16 protein-coding genes and 1 pseudogene are annotated in these 19,149 nt (G+C 69.4%); 9 read left to right on the forward strand and 8 right to left on the reverse strand.

What is annotated here, in order from left to right:
- Positions 1-21: 21 nt before the first annotated feature.
- Positions 22-822: an IclR family transcriptional regulator domain-containing protein gene (locus Acor_RS16980; protein ID WP_155337637.1), complete on the reverse strand. Its 801-nt coding sequence runs from the start codon at positions 820-822 to the stop codon at positions 22-24.
- A 130-nt stretch (positions 823-952) separates the two neighbouring features.
- On the opposite strand from Acor_RS16980, the gene Acor_RS16985 reads away from it, so the two are divergent.
- From Acor_RS16985 to Acor_RS43295, 4 genes and pseudogenes are all read left to right on the forward strand, one after another.
- Positions 953-2,407: an amidohydrolase family protein gene (locus tag Acor_RS16985; protein ID WP_155337638.1), complete on the forward strand. Its 1,455-nt coding sequence runs from the start codon at positions 953-955 to the stop codon at positions 2,405-2,407.
- Positions 2,408-2,514: 107 nt separating this feature from the next.
- A complete protein-coding gene (locus Acor_RS16990; protein WP_170316965.1) occupies positions 2,515-3,027 on the forward strand; it encodes a SigE family RNA polymerase sigma factor in 513 nt (170 codons plus the stop codon).
- 23 nt (positions 3,028-3,050) lie between these two features.
- On the forward strand, positions 3,051-3,896 hold the full coding sequence (locus Acor_RS16995; protein WP_155337640.1) for a hypothetical protein: 846 nt from the start codon (positions 3,051-3,053) through the stop codon (positions 3,894-3,896).
- Positions 3,897-4,266: 370 nt separating this feature from the next.
- Positions 4,267-4,939 (forward strand): annotated as a pseudogene (locus Acor_RS43295) (DNA-processing protein DprA).
- Positions 4,940-5,642: 703 nt separating this feature from the next.
- Here Acor_RS43295 and Acor_RS17005 read toward each other — a convergent pair.
- A complete protein-coding gene (locus Acor_RS17005; RefSeq protein WP_155337641.1) occupies positions 5,643-5,852 on the reverse strand; it encodes a heavy-metal-associated domain-containing protein in 210 nt (69 codons plus the stop codon).
- Positions 5,849-6,241 (reverse strand): nuclear transport factor 2 family protein, encoded by a 393-nt coding sequence (locus Acor_RS17010; protein ID WP_155337642.1) that lies wholly within the window; start codon positions 6,239-6,241, stop codon positions 5,849-5,851. The genes Acor_RS17005 and Acor_RS17010 overlap by 4 nt, the downstream gene beginning before the upstream one ends.
- A gap of 68 nt (positions 6,242-6,309) precedes the next feature.
- Here Acor_RS17010 and Acor_RS17015 point away from each other — a divergent pair, with 68 nt between their 5' ends.
- Positions 6,310-6,927, forward strand: a complete 618-nt coding sequence (locus Acor_RS17015) for a TetR/AcrR family transcriptional regulator (RefSeq protein WP_155337643.1) — start codon at positions 6,310-6,312, stop codon at positions 6,925-6,927.
- Between the two features lie 143 nt (positions 6,928-7,070).
- Here Acor_RS17015 and Acor_RS17020 read toward each other — a convergent pair whose 3' ends face one another.
- Positions 7,071-8,414 carry an MFS transporter gene (locus tag Acor_RS17020; protein ID WP_218034336.1) on the reverse strand — a complete coding sequence of 448 codons (1,344 nt, stop codon included), beginning with the start codon at positions 8,412-8,414 and terminating at the stop codon, positions 7,071-7,073.
- Positions 8,415-8,618: 204 nt separating this feature from the next.
- Here Acor_RS17020 and Acor_RS17025 point away from each other — a divergent pair, with 204 nt between their 5' ends.
- Genes Acor_RS17025 through Acor_RS17035 form a run of 3 tightly spaced genes read left to right on the forward strand, consistent with a single transcriptional unit; the run spans position 8,619 to position 11,785 of the window.
- Positions 8,619-9,461 (forward strand): shikimate dehydrogenase, encoded by an 843-nt coding sequence (locus Acor_RS17025; RefSeq protein ID WP_155337645.1) that lies wholly within the window; start codon positions 8,619-8,621, stop codon positions 9,459-9,461.
- Position 9,462: 1 nt separating this feature from the next.
- Positions 9,463-11,121, forward strand: coding sequence for a sugar phosphate isomerase/epimerase and 4-hydroxyphenylpyruvate domain-containing protein (locus tag Acor_RS17030; protein WP_155337646.1), 1,659 nt, complete (start codon positions 9,463-9,465; stop codon positions 11,119-11,121).
- A 10-nt stretch (positions 11,122-11,131) separates the two neighbouring features.
- Positions 11,132-11,785: a TetR/AcrR family transcriptional regulator gene (locus tag Acor_RS17035; RefSeq protein ID WP_155337647.1), complete on the forward strand. Its 654-nt coding sequence runs from the start codon at positions 11,132-11,134 to the stop codon at positions 11,783-11,785.
- Between the two features lie 32 nt (positions 11,786-11,817).
- Here the strand turns inward: Acor_RS17035 and Acor_RS17040 are convergent, their stop codons facing one another.
- The gene (locus Acor_RS17040; protein WP_170316966.1) at positions 11,818-13,059 is read right to left on the reverse strand and encodes a phytase; all 1,242 of its coding nucleotides are present in this window, start codon (positions 13,057-13,059) and stop codon (positions 11,818-11,820) included.
- Positions 13,060-13,255: 196 nt separating this feature from the next.
- On the opposite strand from Acor_RS17040, the gene Acor_RS17045 reads away from it, so the two are divergent.
- Complete coding sequence (locus Acor_RS17045) at positions 13,256-14,116, forward strand: class I SAM-dependent methyltransferase (RefSeq protein ID WP_155337649.1); 861 nt, start codon at positions 13,256-13,258, stop codon at positions 14,114-14,116.
- Here Acor_RS17045 and Acor_RS17050 read toward each other — a convergent pair.
- From Acor_RS17050 to Acor_RS17060, 3 genes are read right to left on the reverse strand one after another with little or no spacing between them, the layout of a single operon-like run.
- Positions 14,094-16,463, reverse strand: coding sequence for an Ig-like domain-containing protein (locus Acor_RS17050; RefSeq protein ID WP_155337650.1), 2,370 nt, complete (start codon positions 16,461-16,463; stop codon positions 14,094-14,096). The genes Acor_RS17045 and Acor_RS17050 overlap by 23 nt on opposite strands.
- Before the next feature lie 16 nt (positions 16,464-16,479).
- Complete coding sequence (locus tag Acor_RS17055) at positions 16,480-18,387, reverse strand: phosphate ABC transporter substrate-binding protein PstS (RefSeq protein WP_155337651.1); 1,908 nt, start codon at positions 18,385-18,387, stop codon at positions 16,480-16,482.
- The gene (locus tag Acor_RS17060; protein WP_281353234.1) at positions 18,384-19,142 is read right to left on the reverse strand and encodes a phosphate ABC transporter ATP-binding protein; all 759 of its coding nucleotides are present in this window, start codon (positions 19,140-19,142) and stop codon (positions 18,384-18,386) included. Before Acor_RS17060 ends, Acor_RS17055 begins: the two co-directional genes overlap by 4 nt.
- Between the last annotated feature and the right edge of the window lie 7 nt (positions 19,143-19,149).

Here is a 19,149-nt window from a genome sequence, read left to right on the forward strand (position 1 = left end):
CGCCGGCGGACGATGTCAAGTTCAGGAGGCGGTCACCTGCGGAATCGACTCACAGAGCGCCCAATCCGCGCTGATCGCGCCGGCCGCCCTGAGCAGCGAGGGCAGGTACTCCTCGGTCAGCTTGGCCATCGAGGTCTCGGCCGCGTGCGCGTTCACGTTGACCGCCGCGATCACCTGGCCGTGGCCGTCCCTGAGCGGCGCCGCGACCGAGCGAATGCCGTACGCCAACTGCTCGTCGGTGAGCGCCCACCCGCTGGCCCGCACCGACCGCAGCGCCGCGCGGCGCTCGTCCTCGCCGGGCTGCCAGCGCGGCACGATGCCGGAGCGGCTGGGCAGGGCGAGCACCCGATCGGCCTCCTCCGGCGGAAGGGCGGCCAGCAGGACCTTGCCGAGTGAGGTCGGCAGGGCCGGGAACCTGGTCCCGATACTCACCGAAAGTGTGACGATCTTCGGCACCGCGACCCTGGCCACGTAGACGATGTCGGAGCCGTCCAGCTGGGCGATCGAGCAGGACTCGTTGGTGAGCGCGACCAGTTGCTCCAGGTGCGGGCGGGCCACCTCCCACAGGCCCATCGCGTGCACGTAGGAGACGCCGAGTTCGAGGACCCGGGGGGTGAGCATGAAACCGCCGCGTTCCGGGCGGACGTAGCCGAGCTCCTCCAGCGTGAGCAGGATGCGCCTGGCGGTCGGGCGGGCCAGCTCGGCGGCGGCCGCGACCTCGGTCAGGGAGAGCACGGGACGGCGCGGCTGGAACGCCTTGATCACGTCCAGGCCCCGGGCCAGCGCTTCGATGAAGTCGGGGCCGGTGTCCTTGCGTGCCATTCGGGTGATCAGTTCCCTCCGTGCGGCTGGGGTCCCGCTTTGCCTTGACATCTGGCCCAGGCGCTCTCATTGTTGCATCACCGTTTCGTTGACCGCCATACGGACATCCGTCCGCCATAAGGGAGGCATCATGAGCGCAACCGCCGCCCACGAGCCCGGCCGGCCAGTCGTCCTCCGCGACGGCATGGTCCTGACCATGGACGACCACCACACCGTGCACCGGGCGGCCGACGTGCTGATCGTCGGCGAACGGATCGAGGCCGTCGGGCCCGCCCTGGCGGTGCCGGACGGGACGCTGGAGATCGACGCGTCCGGCGGCATCGTGATGCCCGGCATGGTCGACACCCACCGCCACCTCTGGCAGACCGCGATGCGCGGCTACGGCGCGGACTGGACCCTCACCCAGTACTTCGTCTGGTACTACCTCGAATCGGGCAAGCGTTTCCGCCCCGAGGACGTGTACGCAGGAAACCTGCTCGGCGCGATCGAGGCCCTCGACGCCGGCGTGACCACCACCGTCGACTGGTCGCACGGCCTGCAGACCGTCGACCACGCGGACGCGGCCGTGGACGCGCTCGAAGCGATCCCCGGACGTTTCGTACTGGGTTACGGCAACATCCAGCAGGGTCCGTGGGAGTGGGCGACCTCGCCGGAATTCCGGGACTTCGTCGCCCGGCGGATCCACGGCCGGGGCGACATGCTCGGCTTCCAGATGGCCTTCGACGTGACCGGTGACCCGGCGTTTCCCGAGCGTGCCGCGTTCGAGGTCGCCCGTGAGCTGGGCGCGCCGGTGACCACCCACGCGGGGGTCTGGGGGGCGACCAACGACGACGGCATCCGGCTCATGCACGAGAACGGCTTCATGACACCGCAGTCGGTGTACGTGCACGCGGCCACGCTGACGCCCGATTCGTACCAGCGGATCGCGGCGACCGGCGGTTCGGTCTCGGTCTCCACCGAGAGCGAGCAGAGCGCCGGGCAGGGCTACCCGCCCACGTGGCAGCTGCGGCGGCACGGCATTCCGGTGTCGCTGTCGATGGACACCAGCGTGTGGTGGAGCGGGGATCTGTTCTCCGCGATGCGGTCCACGCTCGGGGCCGACCGGTCCCGGGAGCACATGGACGCGCACGGGCGCAATGAGACGATCACCCACTGCCACCTGCGGGCCGAGCAGGTCGTGGACTGGGCGACCCGGGGCGGGAGCCGTACCCTCGGGCTGGACTCGGCGGTGGGGAGCCTGGAGGCGGGCAAGAAGGCCGACGTGGTTCTGCTCAAGAACGACGCGTCGCCGGTGATGTTCCCGATCCTCAATCCGTACGGGCATGTGGCGTTCCAGGCGCAGCGCGGGGACGTGCACACCGTGCTGGTCAACGGGCGGATCGTGAAGAGCGAGAACCGGCTGGTCGGGATCGACCTGGCCGCCGCGCGGCGGGCCGTCGAGGGCACGGTCGACTACCTGCGGGAGCAGCTCGGCGAGGAGTCCTGGGCAGCCGGGATGAACCCGGACATCCCGGCGACCAAGATCCAGGACAACCCGTACACGTACACCGAATGGGACGCACGCGGCGCGCAGTGGAAGGAGTAACTTCTCCCGTTAGAGGCCCCTTCGGGGGCCTCTTTGCGTTCTAGGGTCAACCTGAGGTGAGGCTCGGGGAGTGTCAGGGGTGGCATTCACGGGCGAAAGGACACCGGGTGGACGCGGATTTCGTGGACTTCGTGCGACGGCGGGGAGATCACCATCTGAGGACGGCGGTCCTGCTCACCGGGGACTGGCACGCGGCCGAGGATCTGGTGCAGTCCAGCCTGGCCAAGCTGTACGGCGTGTGGCACCGGCTGGACACCGGCAGCGAACCGGACGCCTACCTGCGCCGGATCATGGTCAACACGCAACGATCCTGGTGGCGGGCGCGCTGGCGGCGCGAGATCCCGCGGGCGGAACTGCCTGATCTCCCTGTTTCTGGTGACCTGGGGGAGGCACGGGCGGTCGCCGAGGACGTGCGGAACGCGCTGGCGAAGATACCGGCCAGGCAGCGTACGGCGTTGGTGCTGCGGTATTTCGTCGATCTGTCCGAGGCGGAGGCCGCCGAGCTCATGGGGTGTTCTGTGGGCAGCGTCAAGACGCACACGCATCGGGGGCTTCGGGCCATGCGGCAGCTGATGCTGCTGGTCAACCGTACCGAGGAGGAAGGGAGTGTGAGCCGGTGAGACACCGAGACGAGGAGCCGTTCATGGACGAGCGAGAATTCCGCGCACTACTCATCAAGGCCACCGACGACCGGCCGCCGGGCCTCGACCCGATGCCGGTGATCAGGCGCAAGCCGGCCCGGGTCCTGATCCCCGCCCTCACCACGCTGGCCGTGGCCGCCGCGGTGAGCCTGATCGTGCTGGTCTTCCCCGGCGGCCAGCCCTCCGCGCAGGCCCAGGTGATCGCCGCCATCGAGAACACCGGCCAGGAGAGCTACCGCATTCACACCACCTCGGGCGCCAAGACCTTCGAGGGCGCCTTCGACCCCGCTCAGCACGTGGGCGTCATCACCAGAAACGACGGCGCAGAAACCCGGTTCATCGGCGACCTGGTGTACATCAAGCCGGAAAACACCGACCAGTGGACAGTCGCGCCACGCGACCAAGCGATCATGGAGGACGCGCCGGCAGCCATCGCGCTGGTCAAACTCGCCCCCCTCGACCCCCAGGAAGCCCTGCAAGAACTCCGCTCCGCCACCGACGTCCACGAAAGCGGCCCCGCCACCGGCACCGGCTGGACCGGCCAGCGCTACACCCTCTCCCTCGCGGACGCGGGCAACCTCCACCCTGCAAAGATCGGCGGCGAATCCATGGCCGCCTCCGGCCTCGTCGACGTGGACGACCAGGGCCGCGTCCGCCACCTGGAAGTCACCTTCACCGACAACGGCCAAACCAACATCCTGGACATCAGCGACTTCGGCACCCCGGTAACAGTCACCGCACCCCCCGCCGACCAGACCGAACCGGCCAATCCCAACACCGAAAAGCCGATCAGCAAGGACGGACTCACCCGCAAGCCGATCGGCGAAGCCGACAAGCCAACCAAGTAGCCCTGACAAATCCCCTCAGAGGCCCCTTCGGGGGCCTCTCCGCTTTCCCAGGCCGCCGGTATATTCGAACTAACGTTTCATTTTCTTGGAGGCGGGGTGTGGAGTGCGGAGGGATGGACTCGTATTCTGGTCTCATGACAGCGACCAGCTCTGAGGAACGCGCAGCGCTCATCGCGCTGCTGCGCGCCCAGACGAAGGGCGCGAGCTGGCGGAGATCACGGCCAAGGTTCTGGAGACGGGCAGTGCGGTCCAGGTGTGGGAGCGGCATGAGCCGGCGGCGCTGATCGATCCCCCTGGTCGGCCGGATCCTCTGCTGTCATCCGCCGAAGAGATCGAACGCTGGACCGCGGAGGGAAACGCGTTCCTGACGGTGCTCGACCCTGCTTACCCAGAGCGGCTGCGGGGGGTTCATCAGGCGCCGCCCGTTCTGTTCTACCGGGGATCCCTGAGCCCAGGCGACGTCGGAGTCTCGGTTGTCGGCTCCCGCCGCTTCCAGCCAAGGCCTCAAGATTGCCACTAACGTCGCTCGCGAACTCGCCGCTCGTTCGGTGACCGTCGTCTCGGGTCTGGCCCTCGGTATCGATGCCGCCGCGCACCGCTCCGCCCTGGACGCCGGTGGACGCACCGTCGCCGTCATAGCCACCGGCATCAACAAGAGGTATCCGGCGGCGAACCATGCCCGCCACGAGGAAATCTCCGAGAAGGGCTTGCTCCTGTCGCAGTTCTGGCCGGACGCACCGCCACAGAAGCACACCTTCCTGATGCGAAACGCCACGATGTCTGGGTACGGCATTGCCACCGTGGTCGTGGAGGCCGGGGAGACAAGCGGGGCCCGAGCCCAGGCCAGGATGGCCGTGGAACATGGCCGGCCGGTGATCCTGACCGATCTCGTCGTAACCGGCAACCAGTGGGCCAAGGCGCTCGTCGGGCGTCCAGACGTCCATGTGGCTACGGGTATAGACGAGGTCATGGCTGTGGTGGACAACCTCGTCCAGACTGATCGGGTCGCCGGCGGCACCTTGCAGAAGCTGGTTATGGCTTGACCCCATGGAGCCGCGAGGACCTCGACCAAGTCGCGGCGGCACTGGTGACATAGGCAGGTGGCTACCTGCGCAATCCCATCCGCAGAGTCGGTGTGACTTGTGCCGTTTGCGCCACTCCTAGCGATGGCAACGTCTTCTGCGACCCGTGCGGGTATCACAGCAGAACTCCCGGTGTCGCCGACCTCGTCTGTGCCCTCACTTACGCCATACGGGATACCCAGTCTGGCTACCTGATGCGCCAGTACAAAGTTCAGTCCCGTCTGGATCAGCATTACGCGGTCATGATCGCGCTTCTGGAGCTGGGCAGTTCCCTCCACTCTGGCTGCGCCGAACGAATCGTCGGATTCCCGTTCACGCCCTGGTCCTCTGTACCGTTGTACCGTCGCTCCCGGCCAAACCGGGTGAACACCCGTTCCTGAAGATCGCCTCGCGGGCCGCGCGTGGCGTTGAAGTCCCGCTGGTCGCCGCCCCGTTAATCGCCGCGCCGCAGGCGCCGTACCCGCGAACGCTCAACGTCGATCATTTTCGCGCGTCCGCTGCCCTCCCGCCCGGCTCGCACGTTCTCCTCATGGATGACACCTGGGCGCAGGGTGGCCACGCCCAGTCCGCCGCCCTCGCGCTTCGAAGAGCCGGGGCGGCCAAGGTGTCCATCATGGTTGCCGCGCGTTGGATCAATCCCAGCTACGGCAGCAACAGAAGGGGATCACGAGCTGACCAGCGTGTAGCCCGCTTCTTCGACGGCTCGGCGGATGTCGGCTATGTCGAGAAGGTGGTCGCTGGTCACGGTGACCGTGTCGGTGGGGAGGTCTATCGATACGGCCGTAACGCCCGGGAGTTGGGCGAGTTCTTCGGTGATCCAGGTTACGCAGTTGGCGCAGACCATTCCGGCGACCACGTAGGAGGCGCTTGTCATGATTCGGGGAGGGTTCGGGTGAGCTGGGTGGTACGGCGTAGCCTGCCGTCCTCGGTTAGTTGGCCGAAGAGGTGGATGTCGGTGGAGAGGTGTCTGCCCTTGCGGAATTCGGCGTGCATGGTCAGGCGGGCGGCGATCCGGTCGCCGCTCAGGATCGCTTCGTGGATCTCGTATCGGCAGCCGATCAGATTCGTCCGGGCGGGGCGGAGGTGGGCGACGAACTTGGCGCGGTCGAGTGTGGCGCCGTCGCTGATCTGCACGATGTCGGGGGTGAAGTAGCGGTCGACGGTCGTTTCGGGGTCGGTGTCGGCGCGGACGATCTCTTCGGTGAACGAGGTGAAGAAGTCGAGCAGGAATCGTTCGGGCGTGCTGCCTGGGAGAAGATCCATGTCACTTCCAATCGTCAGTAACTCTTACATGTATGTAAGATATCCGCATCGCGTAAGATTTGACAACGATGCAAGAGATAAGTCCTAGGCGTCGTCGTGCCGACGCCGAGCGCAGCGTGGCGGCCATCCTGCAGGCCGCGATCCGGGTCTTCGGTGAACGCCCGGACGCCAGCCTGGAGAACGTCGCCGCCGTCGCCGGAGTGACCCGCCAGACCGTCTACGCGCACTTCCCCACGCGCGAGAAACTCCTGGACGCAGTGATCGACCTGGTCACCAAGGAGATCCTCGCGGCTCTGGACGAGGCCGCCCTGGACGAAGGCCCGGCCCCGGCCGCGCTGCTGCGCCTTCTCGACACCTCATGGCGACTCCTGGAGAACTACCCCGTCCTCATGCACGCCGGATCGGCCACGCCCCAGGACGAGGTCGACCGCCACGAACCGATCAGCGACCGCCTGTACCGGCTGATCCGCCGAGGCCAGGAAGCCGGAGAATTCGACCGCGACCTCGCACCCACCTGGCTCGTGGCCGCCTTCATCGGCATCGGCCACGCCGCGGGCGCCGAGGTCGCTTCGGGCCGCATGTCCCACGCGGAGGCCCTGACCGCACTCCGCGTAAGCATCCTTCGGCTCTTCGGCGCGGAGCCGGTACGGCAGAGCCGCAAGGATTCTGATCCGCGCTCCGCGTGAGCCTCCTTGGGCATTTGGCGCGGACCACAGGGATTCTGATCCGCGCGGTGCAGGACCTTCGCTTTTCTGGTGCGGAGGGGCGTGGGGAACCCCACGGAGGTTGTGATCACGTTGGGGGATCGTTGGCCGCCGTGGGGTTCTGGTCAGGCTGAGGTGGCGGCTTTGGTGGGGGTGTGGCCTAGGTCTTCGGTGGGGGTTTGGAAGGTTTCGGGGGCGGTGGCTACGGCGATGGCGCTGATGGCGCACAGGATGGCGGTGAAGATGCCTACGCCGGGCCAGCCTTGGAGGCCGAGCCAGCCTTCGGGGGAGACGATGCCGGCGGCGGAGGCTACGGCGAAGCCGGCGACGGCGAAGCCGATTTGGGTGCCGATGGCCATGCCGGAGAGGCGGACGCGAGTGCTGAACATTTCGCCGTAGAGGGAGGGCCAGATGCCGTTGGAGGCGCTGTAGACGATGCCCAGGGTGGCCATGCCGACCAGGAAGATGAGGGGGTAGTTGCCGGAGTTGATCGCGGCCAGGTAGGCGAAGATCATGATGGGGCTGCCGATGGCGCCGATCAGGAAGACTGGTTTGCGGCCGATTCGGTCGGAGAGTTTGGCCCATAGAGGGATGGCGATCAGGGCGACCGCGTTGGCGGCGCTGCTGACCCAGAGCATGGTGGCTCGGTCGAGGCCGATCTCGTCGCTGGTGGCGTAGCTGAGGGCCCAGACGGTGAAGATCGTGCTGACGGTGGCGATGAGGGCGGCGCAGACGACGCGGACCACGCTGGTCCAGTGGTCGCGGAACAGCAGCGCGAGTGGCATCTTGGCGACGGTTCCGTCGGCCAGCGACTGGGTGAAGGCGGGGGTTTCCTCGACGCGGCGGCGGATGATGTATCCGGCGATGGCAACCACGACGCTCAGCCAGAACGGGACACGCCAACCCCAGCTGAGCATCTGGTCCTCGGGCATCGCGGCCACCGGGATGAAGACCAGCGTGGCCAGGATCTGCCCGAACTGCGTTCCGTTCAGGGTGAAGCTCGTGTAGTAGCCGCGCTTGTCGGCGGGCGCGTGTTCCAGGGTCATCGAGTTGGCGCTGGCCTGCTCCCCCGCCGCCGACAGACCCTGGAGCACCCGCAGCAGCACCAGCAGAACGGGAGCTATGCCGCCGATCTGCTCCCGGGTCGGCAGGCAGCCGATGAGGAAGGTCGACACGCCCATCAGGATCAGCGTGAAGACCATGATCTTCTTGCGGCCGAAGCGGTCGCCGACGTGGCCGAGGACGAAGGCGCCCACCGGCCTGGCCGCGTACGCGACGCCGAAGGTGGCCAGTGATTGCAGGGTCGCGGTCGCGGGGTCGGAGGTGTCGAAGAACACCTTCGAGAAGATCAGGGCGGCGGCGCTGCCGTAGATGAAGAAGTCGTAGTACTCCAGTGCGCTACCGATCCAGGCGGCGACGGCCGCCTTGCGCGGCGTGCCTTGCTGGACGCCGGATGGATGATCAGTCACGACTGCTCCCTGGGGGGTGTGATCCAGCATTGTTACGAACCGGATAGTTCATTAACAGGTTCGATTCCTGCATGGTGCAGCGACCACCCTTCACTGTCAAGAGCTGAAATTTCCCTGTTGAACTGGTCTTATGAGGACTGTTGGGGTGATCGTGGCTGTGACGAGGTATAACTAACTCACCAGTTCGTACAGAAGGACGTGGCGATGGCCTCCTATTTGATCGGGTTGATCGGCTCGGGCATCGGGCTGTCGCTCAGCCCGCTGCTGCACGAGCGTGAGGCGGACTGCCACGGGGTGCGTTACCTCTACCGGGTGATCGACATCGACGTGCTGGGGGTGGACGCGGAGGCGGCGGGGGACTTGGTGCGTACCGGGCGGCGGCTGGGGTTCGATGGGTTCAACATCACGCATCCGTGTAAGCAGACCGTGCTCACGGAGGTGGACGAGCTGGCCTCGGACGCGGCCACGCTGGGCGCGGTCAACACCATCCTTTTCGCCGGTGGGAGGACGATCGGGCACAACACGGACTGGACGGGGTTCGCGCGGGCGTTCACGCGGGGGTTGCCGGGCGCGCCGCTGCGGCGGGTCGTCCAGCTTGGCGCGGGGGGTGCGGGGGCGGCGGTGGCGTACGCGCTGGGCACGCTGGGCGCGGAGCACGTCAGCGTGATCGACGCCGAACCCGGCCGCGCCAGGGCGCTGGTGAAGCGCCTCGGCAACGCCCGGGTCGAAGCCGCCGACCCTTCCGAACTGCCCGATCTGGTACGGAATGCGGACGGACTCGTGCACGCGACCCCCACCGGAATGGCGCACTCCCCCGGCATGCCCCTCCCCGCCGGCCTGCTTCGTCCCGATCTGTGGGTGGCCGACATCGTCTACCGCCCGATGGTGACCGAACTACTCCACGAAGCCGGGCGGCGCGGCTGCCGGACCCTGAACGGCGGCGGCATGGTCGTCTTCCAGGCCGCGGACGCCTTCCACCTGTTCACCGGCCTCGAACCGGACACCGAGCGCATGTTCGCCCACTTCACCGACCTGATCAGAGCTTGAGATGCGCACCTCCATCGCGACCGTCTCGATCAGCGGCACCCTGGCGGAGAAGCTCACCGCCATCGCCGCCGCCGGATTCGACGGCGTCGAGATCTTCGAGAACGACCTGCTCGCCTCCCCGATGTCCCCGTCGGAGGTACGCCTCCGGGCTGCGGACCTCGGCCTGACCATCGAGCTCTACCAGCCGTTCCGCGACTTCGAGGCCGTGCCCCCCGACCTGCTCGCCGCGAACCTGCGCCGGGCCGGGCACAAGTTCCGCCTGATGGAGCGACTCGGCGCGAACCTGCTGCTGGTCTGCTCGAACGTGTCCCCGGCGGCGATCGCCTCGGACGAACTGGCCGCCGACCAATTGCGGCAGCTGGCGTCCCTGGCCGGTGAGCACGGCATCCGGATCGCTTACGAGGCTCTCGCGTGGGGCCGGCACGTGGACGACTACCTGCATTCGTGGCGGATCGTGCAGCAGGCCGATCACCCGGCTCTGGGTGTGTGCCTGGACAGTTTCCACATCCTGTCGCGCGGATCGGACCCCATCGGCATCGAGGCCATCCCCGGCGAGAAGATCTTCTTCCTGCAGTTGGCCGACGCGCCGCTGCTGGCCATGGACGTCCTGCAGTGGAGTCGCCACTACAGGTGCTTCCCCGGTCAGGGGATGTTCGATCTGCCTGATCTGGTGGCTCGCGTCGTCCGCGCCGGATACACCGGACCGCTGTCGCTGGAGGTGTTCAACGACGTGTTCCGGCAGGCCGACGCGGGCCGCACCGCACGGGACGGCATGCGTTCACTGATCGCTCTGGGCGACTCTTCCGTCCCACCGCAGGTGGTTCCGACCGGATTCGCCTTCGCCGAGCTCACCGCGGATGATCGACTACGTGATCTGGTCCGCTCGCTCGGGTTCGTGTCCACGGATGGCCAGCTGTGGGAGCAGGGCGACGCCCGCCTTGTCCTGCGCGGAAACGGCGATCCCGCGCTGACCGCGATCGGCCTGGAAGGCCCTGACCCGGAGGAATCCGTCAGACGCGCGGAATCGTTGCTGGCCCCGTCCGAGCAGAACACCATCACGGCCCCTGACGGCACCCGGATCACCTTCTGCCGCCCACACGAAGCGCCGCCGATATCCGGAAATATCACTCGCATCGATCATGTGGCCCTCACCCAGCCCTGGCACCACTACGACGAAGCCGCCCTCTTCTACCGGACCGTCCTCGCCCTCGGCCCGCAGCAGAGCCTCGACGTCCCCGACCCGTACGGTCTGCTCCGCAGCCGCGCCATGCACGCCAGCCCGGTCAGAATCGTCCTCAACGTCGGCGTGCGCTGGCAGCACATCGCCCTGGCCTGCGACGACCTCCTCGCCACCGCCCGCACCCTGCCCCCCGACCTGCTCCTCTCCATCCCACCCAACTACTACGACGACCTCGACGCCCGCTACGACCTCGACCCCGAACTCCGCGCGCTCGGCATCATGTACGACCGCGACGACCACGGCGAGTTCCTGCACCTCTACACGATCACCGTCGGCCGCGTCTTCTTCGAACTCGTCCAGCGCATCGGCGGCTACCGAGGCTACGGCGCCGTGAACGCCCCCGTCCGCCTGGCCGCCCAGCACGCCCGGGAGGCTCAGCACGCCCAGCACGCCCGGGAGGGTAATGCCCCCGCTCAGTAGGATGGGCGGCATGACCTCCCCGTCCGGTACGCGCCCGAGCGCGACACGCCAACGTGACGCCGACCGGACCCGCGCCGAGATCCTGGAGGTCGCCCAGCGGGTGTTCGCCCGCGACGGTTACGCCGGCGCCCGGGTGGACGAGATCGCCGATCTCACCCGCACCACCAAGCGGATGATCTACTACTACTTCAGCAGCAAGGAACAGCTCTACATCGCGGTCCTGGAGAAGGCCTACACCGAGGTCCGCACGATCGAACGGACCGTGGACGTCGCCCACCTGGCCCCGGCCGCCGCGATCCGCACCCTGGCCGAGCTGACCTTCGACCACCATGACGCGCACCGCGAGTTCATCAAGCTCGTCGCGATCGAGAACATCCACCGGGGCGAGCACATCCGCAAGTCCGAGGTGCTGGCCAATCTCGGCACACCGGTGCTGGACATCATCACCCGGATCCTGGAAGCGGGCCGTACCAGCGGGGAGTTCGTCACCGAGGCCGACGCGATCGACATCCACATGATGATCAGCGCGTTCTGCGTGTTCCGGGTGGCGAACCAGCACACGTTCGGCGCGCTGTTCGGCCGCGAGATGACCGCACCGGAGCATCGGGCCAAGCAGCGCCGGATGGTGGGCGAGATGGTCGTCGCCTACCTGCGCGGGAGTTGATCATGGGCGTGATGGTCGTCGTCCACCCCTGGTCAGCCTCGGGTGTCGACCGGTAGGCCCAACCGGCGGGCCAGGCCGTCCCATCGCACCAGTGCGAACGTGTTCCCGCCGCCGCCCGCGACCAGCAGGCCGCCGCCGTAGGGGGCGCCCAGGGCCAGGTTGGTGACGGCCAGGCCGCCGGTCGCGGGGACGCCGACCAGGCGGAACTTGCCGACGTACTGGACGGGCTGGCGGGTGTAGACCGCGAAGCGGCCGTTTCCGGGGGTGGCGGCGAGGAGGTGGCCGGGGTAGAGGGCCAGTGCGCCGACGTCGGGCAGGCGGTCGCTGCCTTCGCCCGGGCCGCAGGTTCCGTCGGCGGCGGGGGTGGCGCCGAACTGGGAGACGACGTCGACGAAGGTGGGTTCGCCGGTGAGGTCGGGGGTCAGGCGCCAGATGCCGACGCCGCGCTGTGCGACGTAGAGGGCGGACGCGTCAGCCACCAGTCCGATGACGGGGGCCGGGCCGCAGGGGGTCCACGGGGTCAGGTCGTGGGTGACCAGGTCGGTGGGCAGGTCGAGGGTGCGGATGACCTCGTAGGCGACCTTGCGGCCGGGCGCGGGCGTCAGCCGGACCAGGGCGAGCCGGGCGGTGCCGTCCTGGGCGACGACCGCGTAGGCACCGGTGCCGTCCTGCCAGACGGCGATGTCGCGCGGCATCCCGTCCGCGAAGATCACTGGCACGTCGGGCGCGGTGACCTCCTCGATCAGCGGATTCCCGAAACCCGCGGCCACCGGCCGGAAGGCCATGGCGCGCAACCGCCCGGTAGCGCCGTCGGTGACGACCGCGATGTCGTTGGTCCACGCCGGGTCGAACCGGAACCGGTAGAGCACGTCCACGCCGGTCGGCCGGGCTCCCGGGCCGCGCAGGGTCAGGAAGCGGCGACCGGCCAGGTCGTAGGCGGCGATCCCGCCGTCCAGGGCCGCGCCCAGGACCACGCTCTTGCGCCGGTCGGTCGGGTGCCGCCAGATCGCCACGTCGGCCGGCGAGCCGGTGACCTTGGCGAACGCGGCCGGACGGACATAGACCTGCCCCGGGGCCGAAGCGTCGGGAGGGGGCTGCGCGGCCGACGGGTCGCGGGTGGGGGCCGCGCTCGGCGCCTCCTCGGTCGGGGCGACCACGATGTCGACCTCGGGGTCGGCCCGCAGTTCGGCGGTGGTCAGGTTCGCGTGGGTGGAGAGAACCACCGTCAGCGCGACGGCGACCACGACGGCCCCGGCGATCGGCAGCCTTCTCACAGCGGGCACTCCACCTCGTCGGCGAATCTCACAGGGCGGCTGAGCATGGCGAAGCAGGAAGAACCCGGGGCGAACGCCGCGACAACAACCACACATGCGCCGATGAAGAACTCCGCGCCAGGCCCGGATACCGCTGTTTTCTCGCTGTTCCCCGGCGGGATCGCCGCCGTTGGCGGGGCCTCGCTAGGAATCCATCATGAACGCGAGCACGCCGATCATCGGCCCCGGACGGCTGAGCCTCACCGCCGAACGCCATCCCAATCCCGTCTGGTGGACCCTCGGCCTAGGCCTCGGCCTGGCCAACGCGGTACGACACCGGAGCCGCGGCTACCGCTCGCCGCGACCGTACCCGACCGAAGAGGTCGAGCGGAGCGTGGACTACGTGGTCGCGGTGGTCGACCGGTGGGAGGCGGACGGGGTCGCCGACTGGCAGGGGCTGCGCGTGCTCGAACTCGGTCCCGGGCCCGATCTGGGGACCGGCGCGGTGATCCTCTCGCGCGGCGCGGCTTCGTACACGGCGGCGGACCGCTTCCCGCTCGCCGGGGACGCCAGCCCGCGATACTACGACGCGCTGGCCGAACGCCTGGGCGCGCCGGTGGACCTGGACCGGATCGGCTATCACGTGACCGACTTCCCTGGGCTGCCCGACCTGGCCGGACCGTACGACGTGGTGGTCAGCAGCGCCGCGCTGGAGCACTTCGACGACGTCACCGCCACGTTCGCGCGGCTGGCCGAGCTGGCCGCGCCGGGGGCGACCATGACCCATCACGTGGACGGCATGGTGCACATGCGCGGCATCCGCCCCCGCGACCCGCTCAACCTGCTCCGCTACTCGGACTGGACCTACCGGCGGATGAGCTTCCCCGGCGTGCCCAACCGGCTGCGGGCCGGCGACTACCTGGCGGCGGCCGAGCGAACCGGCTGGCGGGCCCGCATAGTGCAGGACCGCGTCGCGACGGACTCCTACCTGGCGCGGGTACGGCCAGGCCTGGCCAGGCCGTACCGGGATCGGACGGACCTGGCCACGCTGACCTTCAGTGTGGTGTGCGAGCGCTAACCCCACGGCCCCACGCGGTCGCCACGGTCACCGGATCGGCGTACGTGGCGCCGCGCGCCTGGTTGAGCGCGACCGCGAAGTCGCCGGCGCAGTAGGACTCCCCGTCGCTGGCCCAGTGGGCGCGCCAGTCCGCTCCGGTGCAGTCCCACTGGGTGCCGGTGCCGCCCAGGCGTTTGCCCCGGAGGAACTTGTAGATCTGGAGGATGCGCCACTGCCCCGGCACCCCCGACAGCATCGCGGCCACCTGGTCGGGCGGGGTGTAGCGGGCGCCGTCGGTGCGCGCGCCCAGCACCGGCACCCAGTGGTAGCAGGTGAGGGCGGGGTCGTTGCACCAGTTCCCGGCCAGGCCCTGCACACTCACGAAGTACGGCGAGACGGTCTGCTCGCGCAGGTTGACGCCGTAGCCGTACTGGCGGGCGTAGGCGAAGCAGGTGGACACGGGGTCGAGCTGGACCGCCGTGGTGGGCGGGCTGCCCGCGTAGCCGGGGTAGAGGAACAGGCCCCAGGCGCGGGTGTGGCCGTGCGCGGCGAAGGCGTCCAGGGAGCCGCACGTCTCGGCGCGCAGGGTCTGCGGGGAGGGTTGCGGCTGCCCGGCCGGCGGGGTCAGGTTGAGGTAGCCGGCGCTGTGGCTGACGAAGCTCCAGCCGTACTCGTCGCGGAGCCGTTCGGTGTCCGGCCAGCCGGCGTAGTCGGCCAGGGTGGGGTCGCAGAAGTTCTCGTCGGCGTAGCGCACCACGACCGAGCCGGTCACCGGGATGCCCCTGGTCCGCAGGTCGTCGGCGAGGTCGCCGAAGAGCGGCACGGAGCCGCGCCTGGGCTGGCAGTTCTGGTCGACCGCGCCGAGCTGGGATCGGCTGGCGAGCAGCGTGACGTAGCCGGGGCCCGCGCTCCCCCGGCTGAACGGGACGGCGGCCGTGGCGGTGAGGCCCCGGTCGTCCACGGCTTCGGCGCGCAGGATGAAGTTGCCGTACGCCGGCGGGGTCCAGGTGGCCGACCAGGCCGCGCCCTGCCGTACCGGCCGGAAGAAGGCGAAGGCCGGGCCCCAGGCGCCGGACGGCTGCCAGTACTGGCCGGTGTCCCGGCTGACGACGGAGAGGCGCACGTCGCTCACCGCGGTGTCGTCGGTGGCCGTGCCGGTGAGGGTGATCGGGCCGGCCGGGTACCCCTTGCCGAGGACCGGCGCGGTGATCGCGACCTCCGGGGCGAACGCGGCCGAGTCGGGTCCGCCGACGGTGAACGGCACCCGGGGGTAGGCCGGGTCCTCCAGGCCGGCCGCGTCGACGGCGGTGAACTCGGCCTGGTAGCTGCCGGGCCCGGGAGGCGTCCACGCGAAGGACCAGCCGGTGCGGGTGAAGAGCTGCTGCCCGTTGGCCACCGACGCCCGGCCGTCGTCGCGCGGGCCGGTCAGCGTGACCAGGCGCCGCTGGTAGGCGCCCCAGTTGCCGTCGGTTCGCAGCCATTTGCCGGTGCCGCGGTCGAGCACGGCCGCCGCCACGGCGGCGACGCCGCGCGCGTCGTCGGCGACGCCCTCCCATTTGACCGGCCCGCCGCCCGGGAAGGCCCTGCGGGTGGTGGTGACGGTCGTGGCGGGCGCGTCGGCGTCGGCGAAGAAGGTGCGGCTGAGGTCGCGGGTTCCGCCGGCGGCGTCCCGCACCTTGACGGCGAAGGTGTACTGGCCGTCCTCGGGCGGGGTCCACCTGAACGTCCACGCGAACGTGCCGGTGCCGGTAAAGGGTGTGGCCTGGAGTGCCTCGTAGGTGGTGTCCCAGGTGCCGTTGGGGTGCCACCACCGCTGGGTGCCCACGTTCCGGACGGCCACCCGGATGTCGGTTATCGCCTGGTCGTCGGTGGCCAGGCCGCGCAGGACCAACTCCCGGCCGCGGGGAACGATCACGTCCTTGGCGGGTTCGGCGATGGCCGCGTTCGGCTGGGCTTCGACGGTGGCGGGCAGTTCGGTGACGGTGAAGCGGCGGAACGGCAGCGCCGGGTCGGTGGAGCCGTCGGCGGCGGTCGCCACGACCTGGACCAGGTAGTCGCCCGGCTCCCCGCCCGGCCAGGTGTAGCTCCACGCGCCGCCGGGGCCGACCGGCACGCTCCGCGCGCTGTACTCGCCCCAGGTATCCGGCCGCCACCAGAGTTTGCCCACGCGGTCCTGGATGCCGACCCGGACGGAGACCGCCCCGGTCGCGGTGCCGCTGACGGTGACGGGGGCGCGCGAGTGCAGCGAACCCTCCGCCGGGGCGGTGATCTGCGCCGCGGGCGCGGCGAGCGCGCTCCCGGCGAACGGCGGCAGCACGATGGCCGAGCCGCCCAGCAGGACTGCGACGGCCAGCCGTCGGATTCTCATGCTTCGATGCCTGTCTTTAGTGCTGGCGGGAGCGGCGCAGGCGGGCGATCGTCCCGGCCAGAGCCGGGCCGAAGACCACCACGATCAGCGCGAGGACCAGCGCGAGCAGCGTCCAGGGCCGGCCGGCGGCCTCCGCGACCTTCTTGACCTCGGTCGCGGCGCCCCCGGCGAGTTGCGGGTCGATGCTGGTGTTGCCGCCGCCGGAGCCGGTGGTCAGGGGGAGGACCTGCCCGTCGGTGGCGAGGACGCCGGTGGTTCCGTCGCCGTTGTCCGTGACCGTGGATGGGTCCTGGCCGGTCGCCGTACCGGGGCCGCCGGTCTCGCCGCCGCCGTCATCAGTGCCGCCGTCGTCGTCGTTCCCGGACGTCGAGTTCCCGCCACCGGAGCCACTGGAGCCGCCCGAGCCCGACTTGCCGGAGCCGGCGGTCGGAGAGGATTTGCCGCCCGGCTGGGTGGGGTTGTTGCTCGATCCACCGGCGGGATTGCTCGCCCCGGGCGACGGGCTGGCGGTCGGAGTGGAACTGCCGTTGGGACTCGGGCTCGGGCTGCCGGAATTGTTATTGTTGTTCTGCTCTTGATTGTTATTAGTATTGTTGTTGTTCTCGTTGTTGTTATTGCTCGGCGGATTCTCTTCGACCGCCTGCTCGCCTTCCTCGCCGCATTTCTGGCCGTTCGGCAGCGCGAGGCTCTTGTAGTACTGGCCCCACTGGTCGCCGGCGGTGGGCAGGGTCGGATGGCCGGGCACCGACGCGAGCGCGCTCAGGCCCTGGTTGATGAGCTCGGTCGGGAGCTGCGAGTAGCCGATCTGGTCGACGTTCTTCTGGCCCTCGGTGATCGCGTGCAGGGTGAACTTGCTGATCACTTCGCCCTTGGCGGCGTCGTATCCGTCGGTCGGCACGATGATGTAGTTGTAGCTGGAGATCGGGTACGCGTTGGCGTGCGGATGCGCGTACACGTCGGTCAGGTCGTAGGTGCCGTCGCCCTTGCGGCGGGCGGCCGTCAGCGCGATGGCCTGGCTGCAGGCGGTCGGCTCGGCGTAGTTGCCGGAGGCGTTCTTGAGCTTGACCACCGGCAGGCCGACCTGGATCGCGTAGGCGTACTCGGCGTACCCGATGGCGCCCTTGCCGGCCTGGCCCTGCTGGACGGTGATGGCGACGGTGTCGGAGCCGCTCTTGTACTCCACGCCCGACCCCCGGTTCTCCGGCCACTCGTCGGTCGCGCCGCAGTTGTTGCCCTTGCAGTCCTCCGACGGCGAGGCGGGCGGCAGGCCGGGGCAGCCCTCGGCCCGGGTGCAGCCGCCCTCCATGTAGCCGCGCCAGCGGTCCCCCGCCTGCTTGCTGAGGTACTCGGTGAACACCGACGTCGTCCCGGAACCGCCCTTGCGGACCACCGGGTAGATCGGCTGGTGCGGCAGCCGGGCCTGGATCTCGGGATTCTCCGCCTTGATCTCGGGGTCGTCCCAGAACATCTCGGCCTCGCCGCGGTACTGGGTGTAGTACGCGCTGGTGAAGATCTTCACCAGCAGCGGCCCGGACAGCTTCAACCCGGTGATGGGCTGCCCGGCGTTGTCCTTGATGCTGTACATGACGGCCGTGCCACCGCCCACCAGCGGCATGTACGTGTACGGGAAGGCCGGCACCGCCTCGGTCCCGAGCCCCTCCGGGAACCGGTAGGACACGTCGCTGGAGGCGAAGTCGGCGTTCTCCCGCTTCGCGAACCGGTCCCGGCCGGCGGTGGACCCCACCTGCTGGTAGTTGATCGACAGCCCCTGCCGGCGCACGTCCACGATCCACTGCTGGATCGCCAGATACGCGAAGGTAGACCCGGCCCCGTTCACGGTCGGCAGGTCCGCGGCCCGCGCGGGCGCCGGCCCGATCCCCACCACGACCAGCACCATCAGCAGCGAAACCAGCACCCGGTTCATCCGAACCTCCCGTTGACGTAGTCGGCGGTGCGCGGGTCTTCAGGGGAGCCGAAGATGTGCTCGGTCTCGCCCTGTTCGACGACCCGGCCGGGCTCGTCCTCGGCCGCCAGGAAGAACGCGCAGTGTTCGGAGACCCGCTGCGCCTGCTGCATGTTGTGGGTGACGATCACGATCGTCAGCTGGTCCTTGAGTTCGAGGATGGTCTCCTCGATCCGGCGGGTGGAGGTCGGGTCCAGCGCCGAGCACGGCTCGTCCATGAGCAGCACGTCGGGCCGGACGGCCAGCGACCGCGCGATGCAGAGCCGCTGCTGCTGGCCGCCGGAGAGCCCGCCGGCGGGCGCGCCGAGCCGGTTGCGCACCTCGTTCCAGAGGCCGGCGCGGCGGAGGCTCTCCTCGATGAGCTGCTCCCGGTTCGCGGTCTTGCGGCCGGTGAGCCGCAGCCCGGCCATGACGTTGTCGCCGATGGTCATGGCGGGGAACGGGTTGGGCTTCTGGAAGACCATCCCGATCCGCCGCCGCACTTCGGTGATGGGCAGCGCCGTGCCGTAGATGTCGTCGCCGTCCAGGAGCACGCTCCCACCCAGCGTGGCGATCGGGACGAGCTCGTGCATCCGGTTGAGGATCCGCAGGAAGGTGGACTTGCCGCAGCCGGACGGGCCGATCAGCGCCGTCACCACCCCGGCGCGCATGTCGATGTCGACGCCTTCCAGCACCTTGCGCGCACCGAACCACGCGGACACTCCGACCCCGCGCAACGTGCCG

The organism is Acrocarpospora corrugata, assembly GCF_009687845.1.
GTDB lineage: Bacteria > Actinomycetota > Actinomycetes > Streptosporangiales > Streptosporangiaceae > Acrocarpospora > Acrocarpospora corrugata.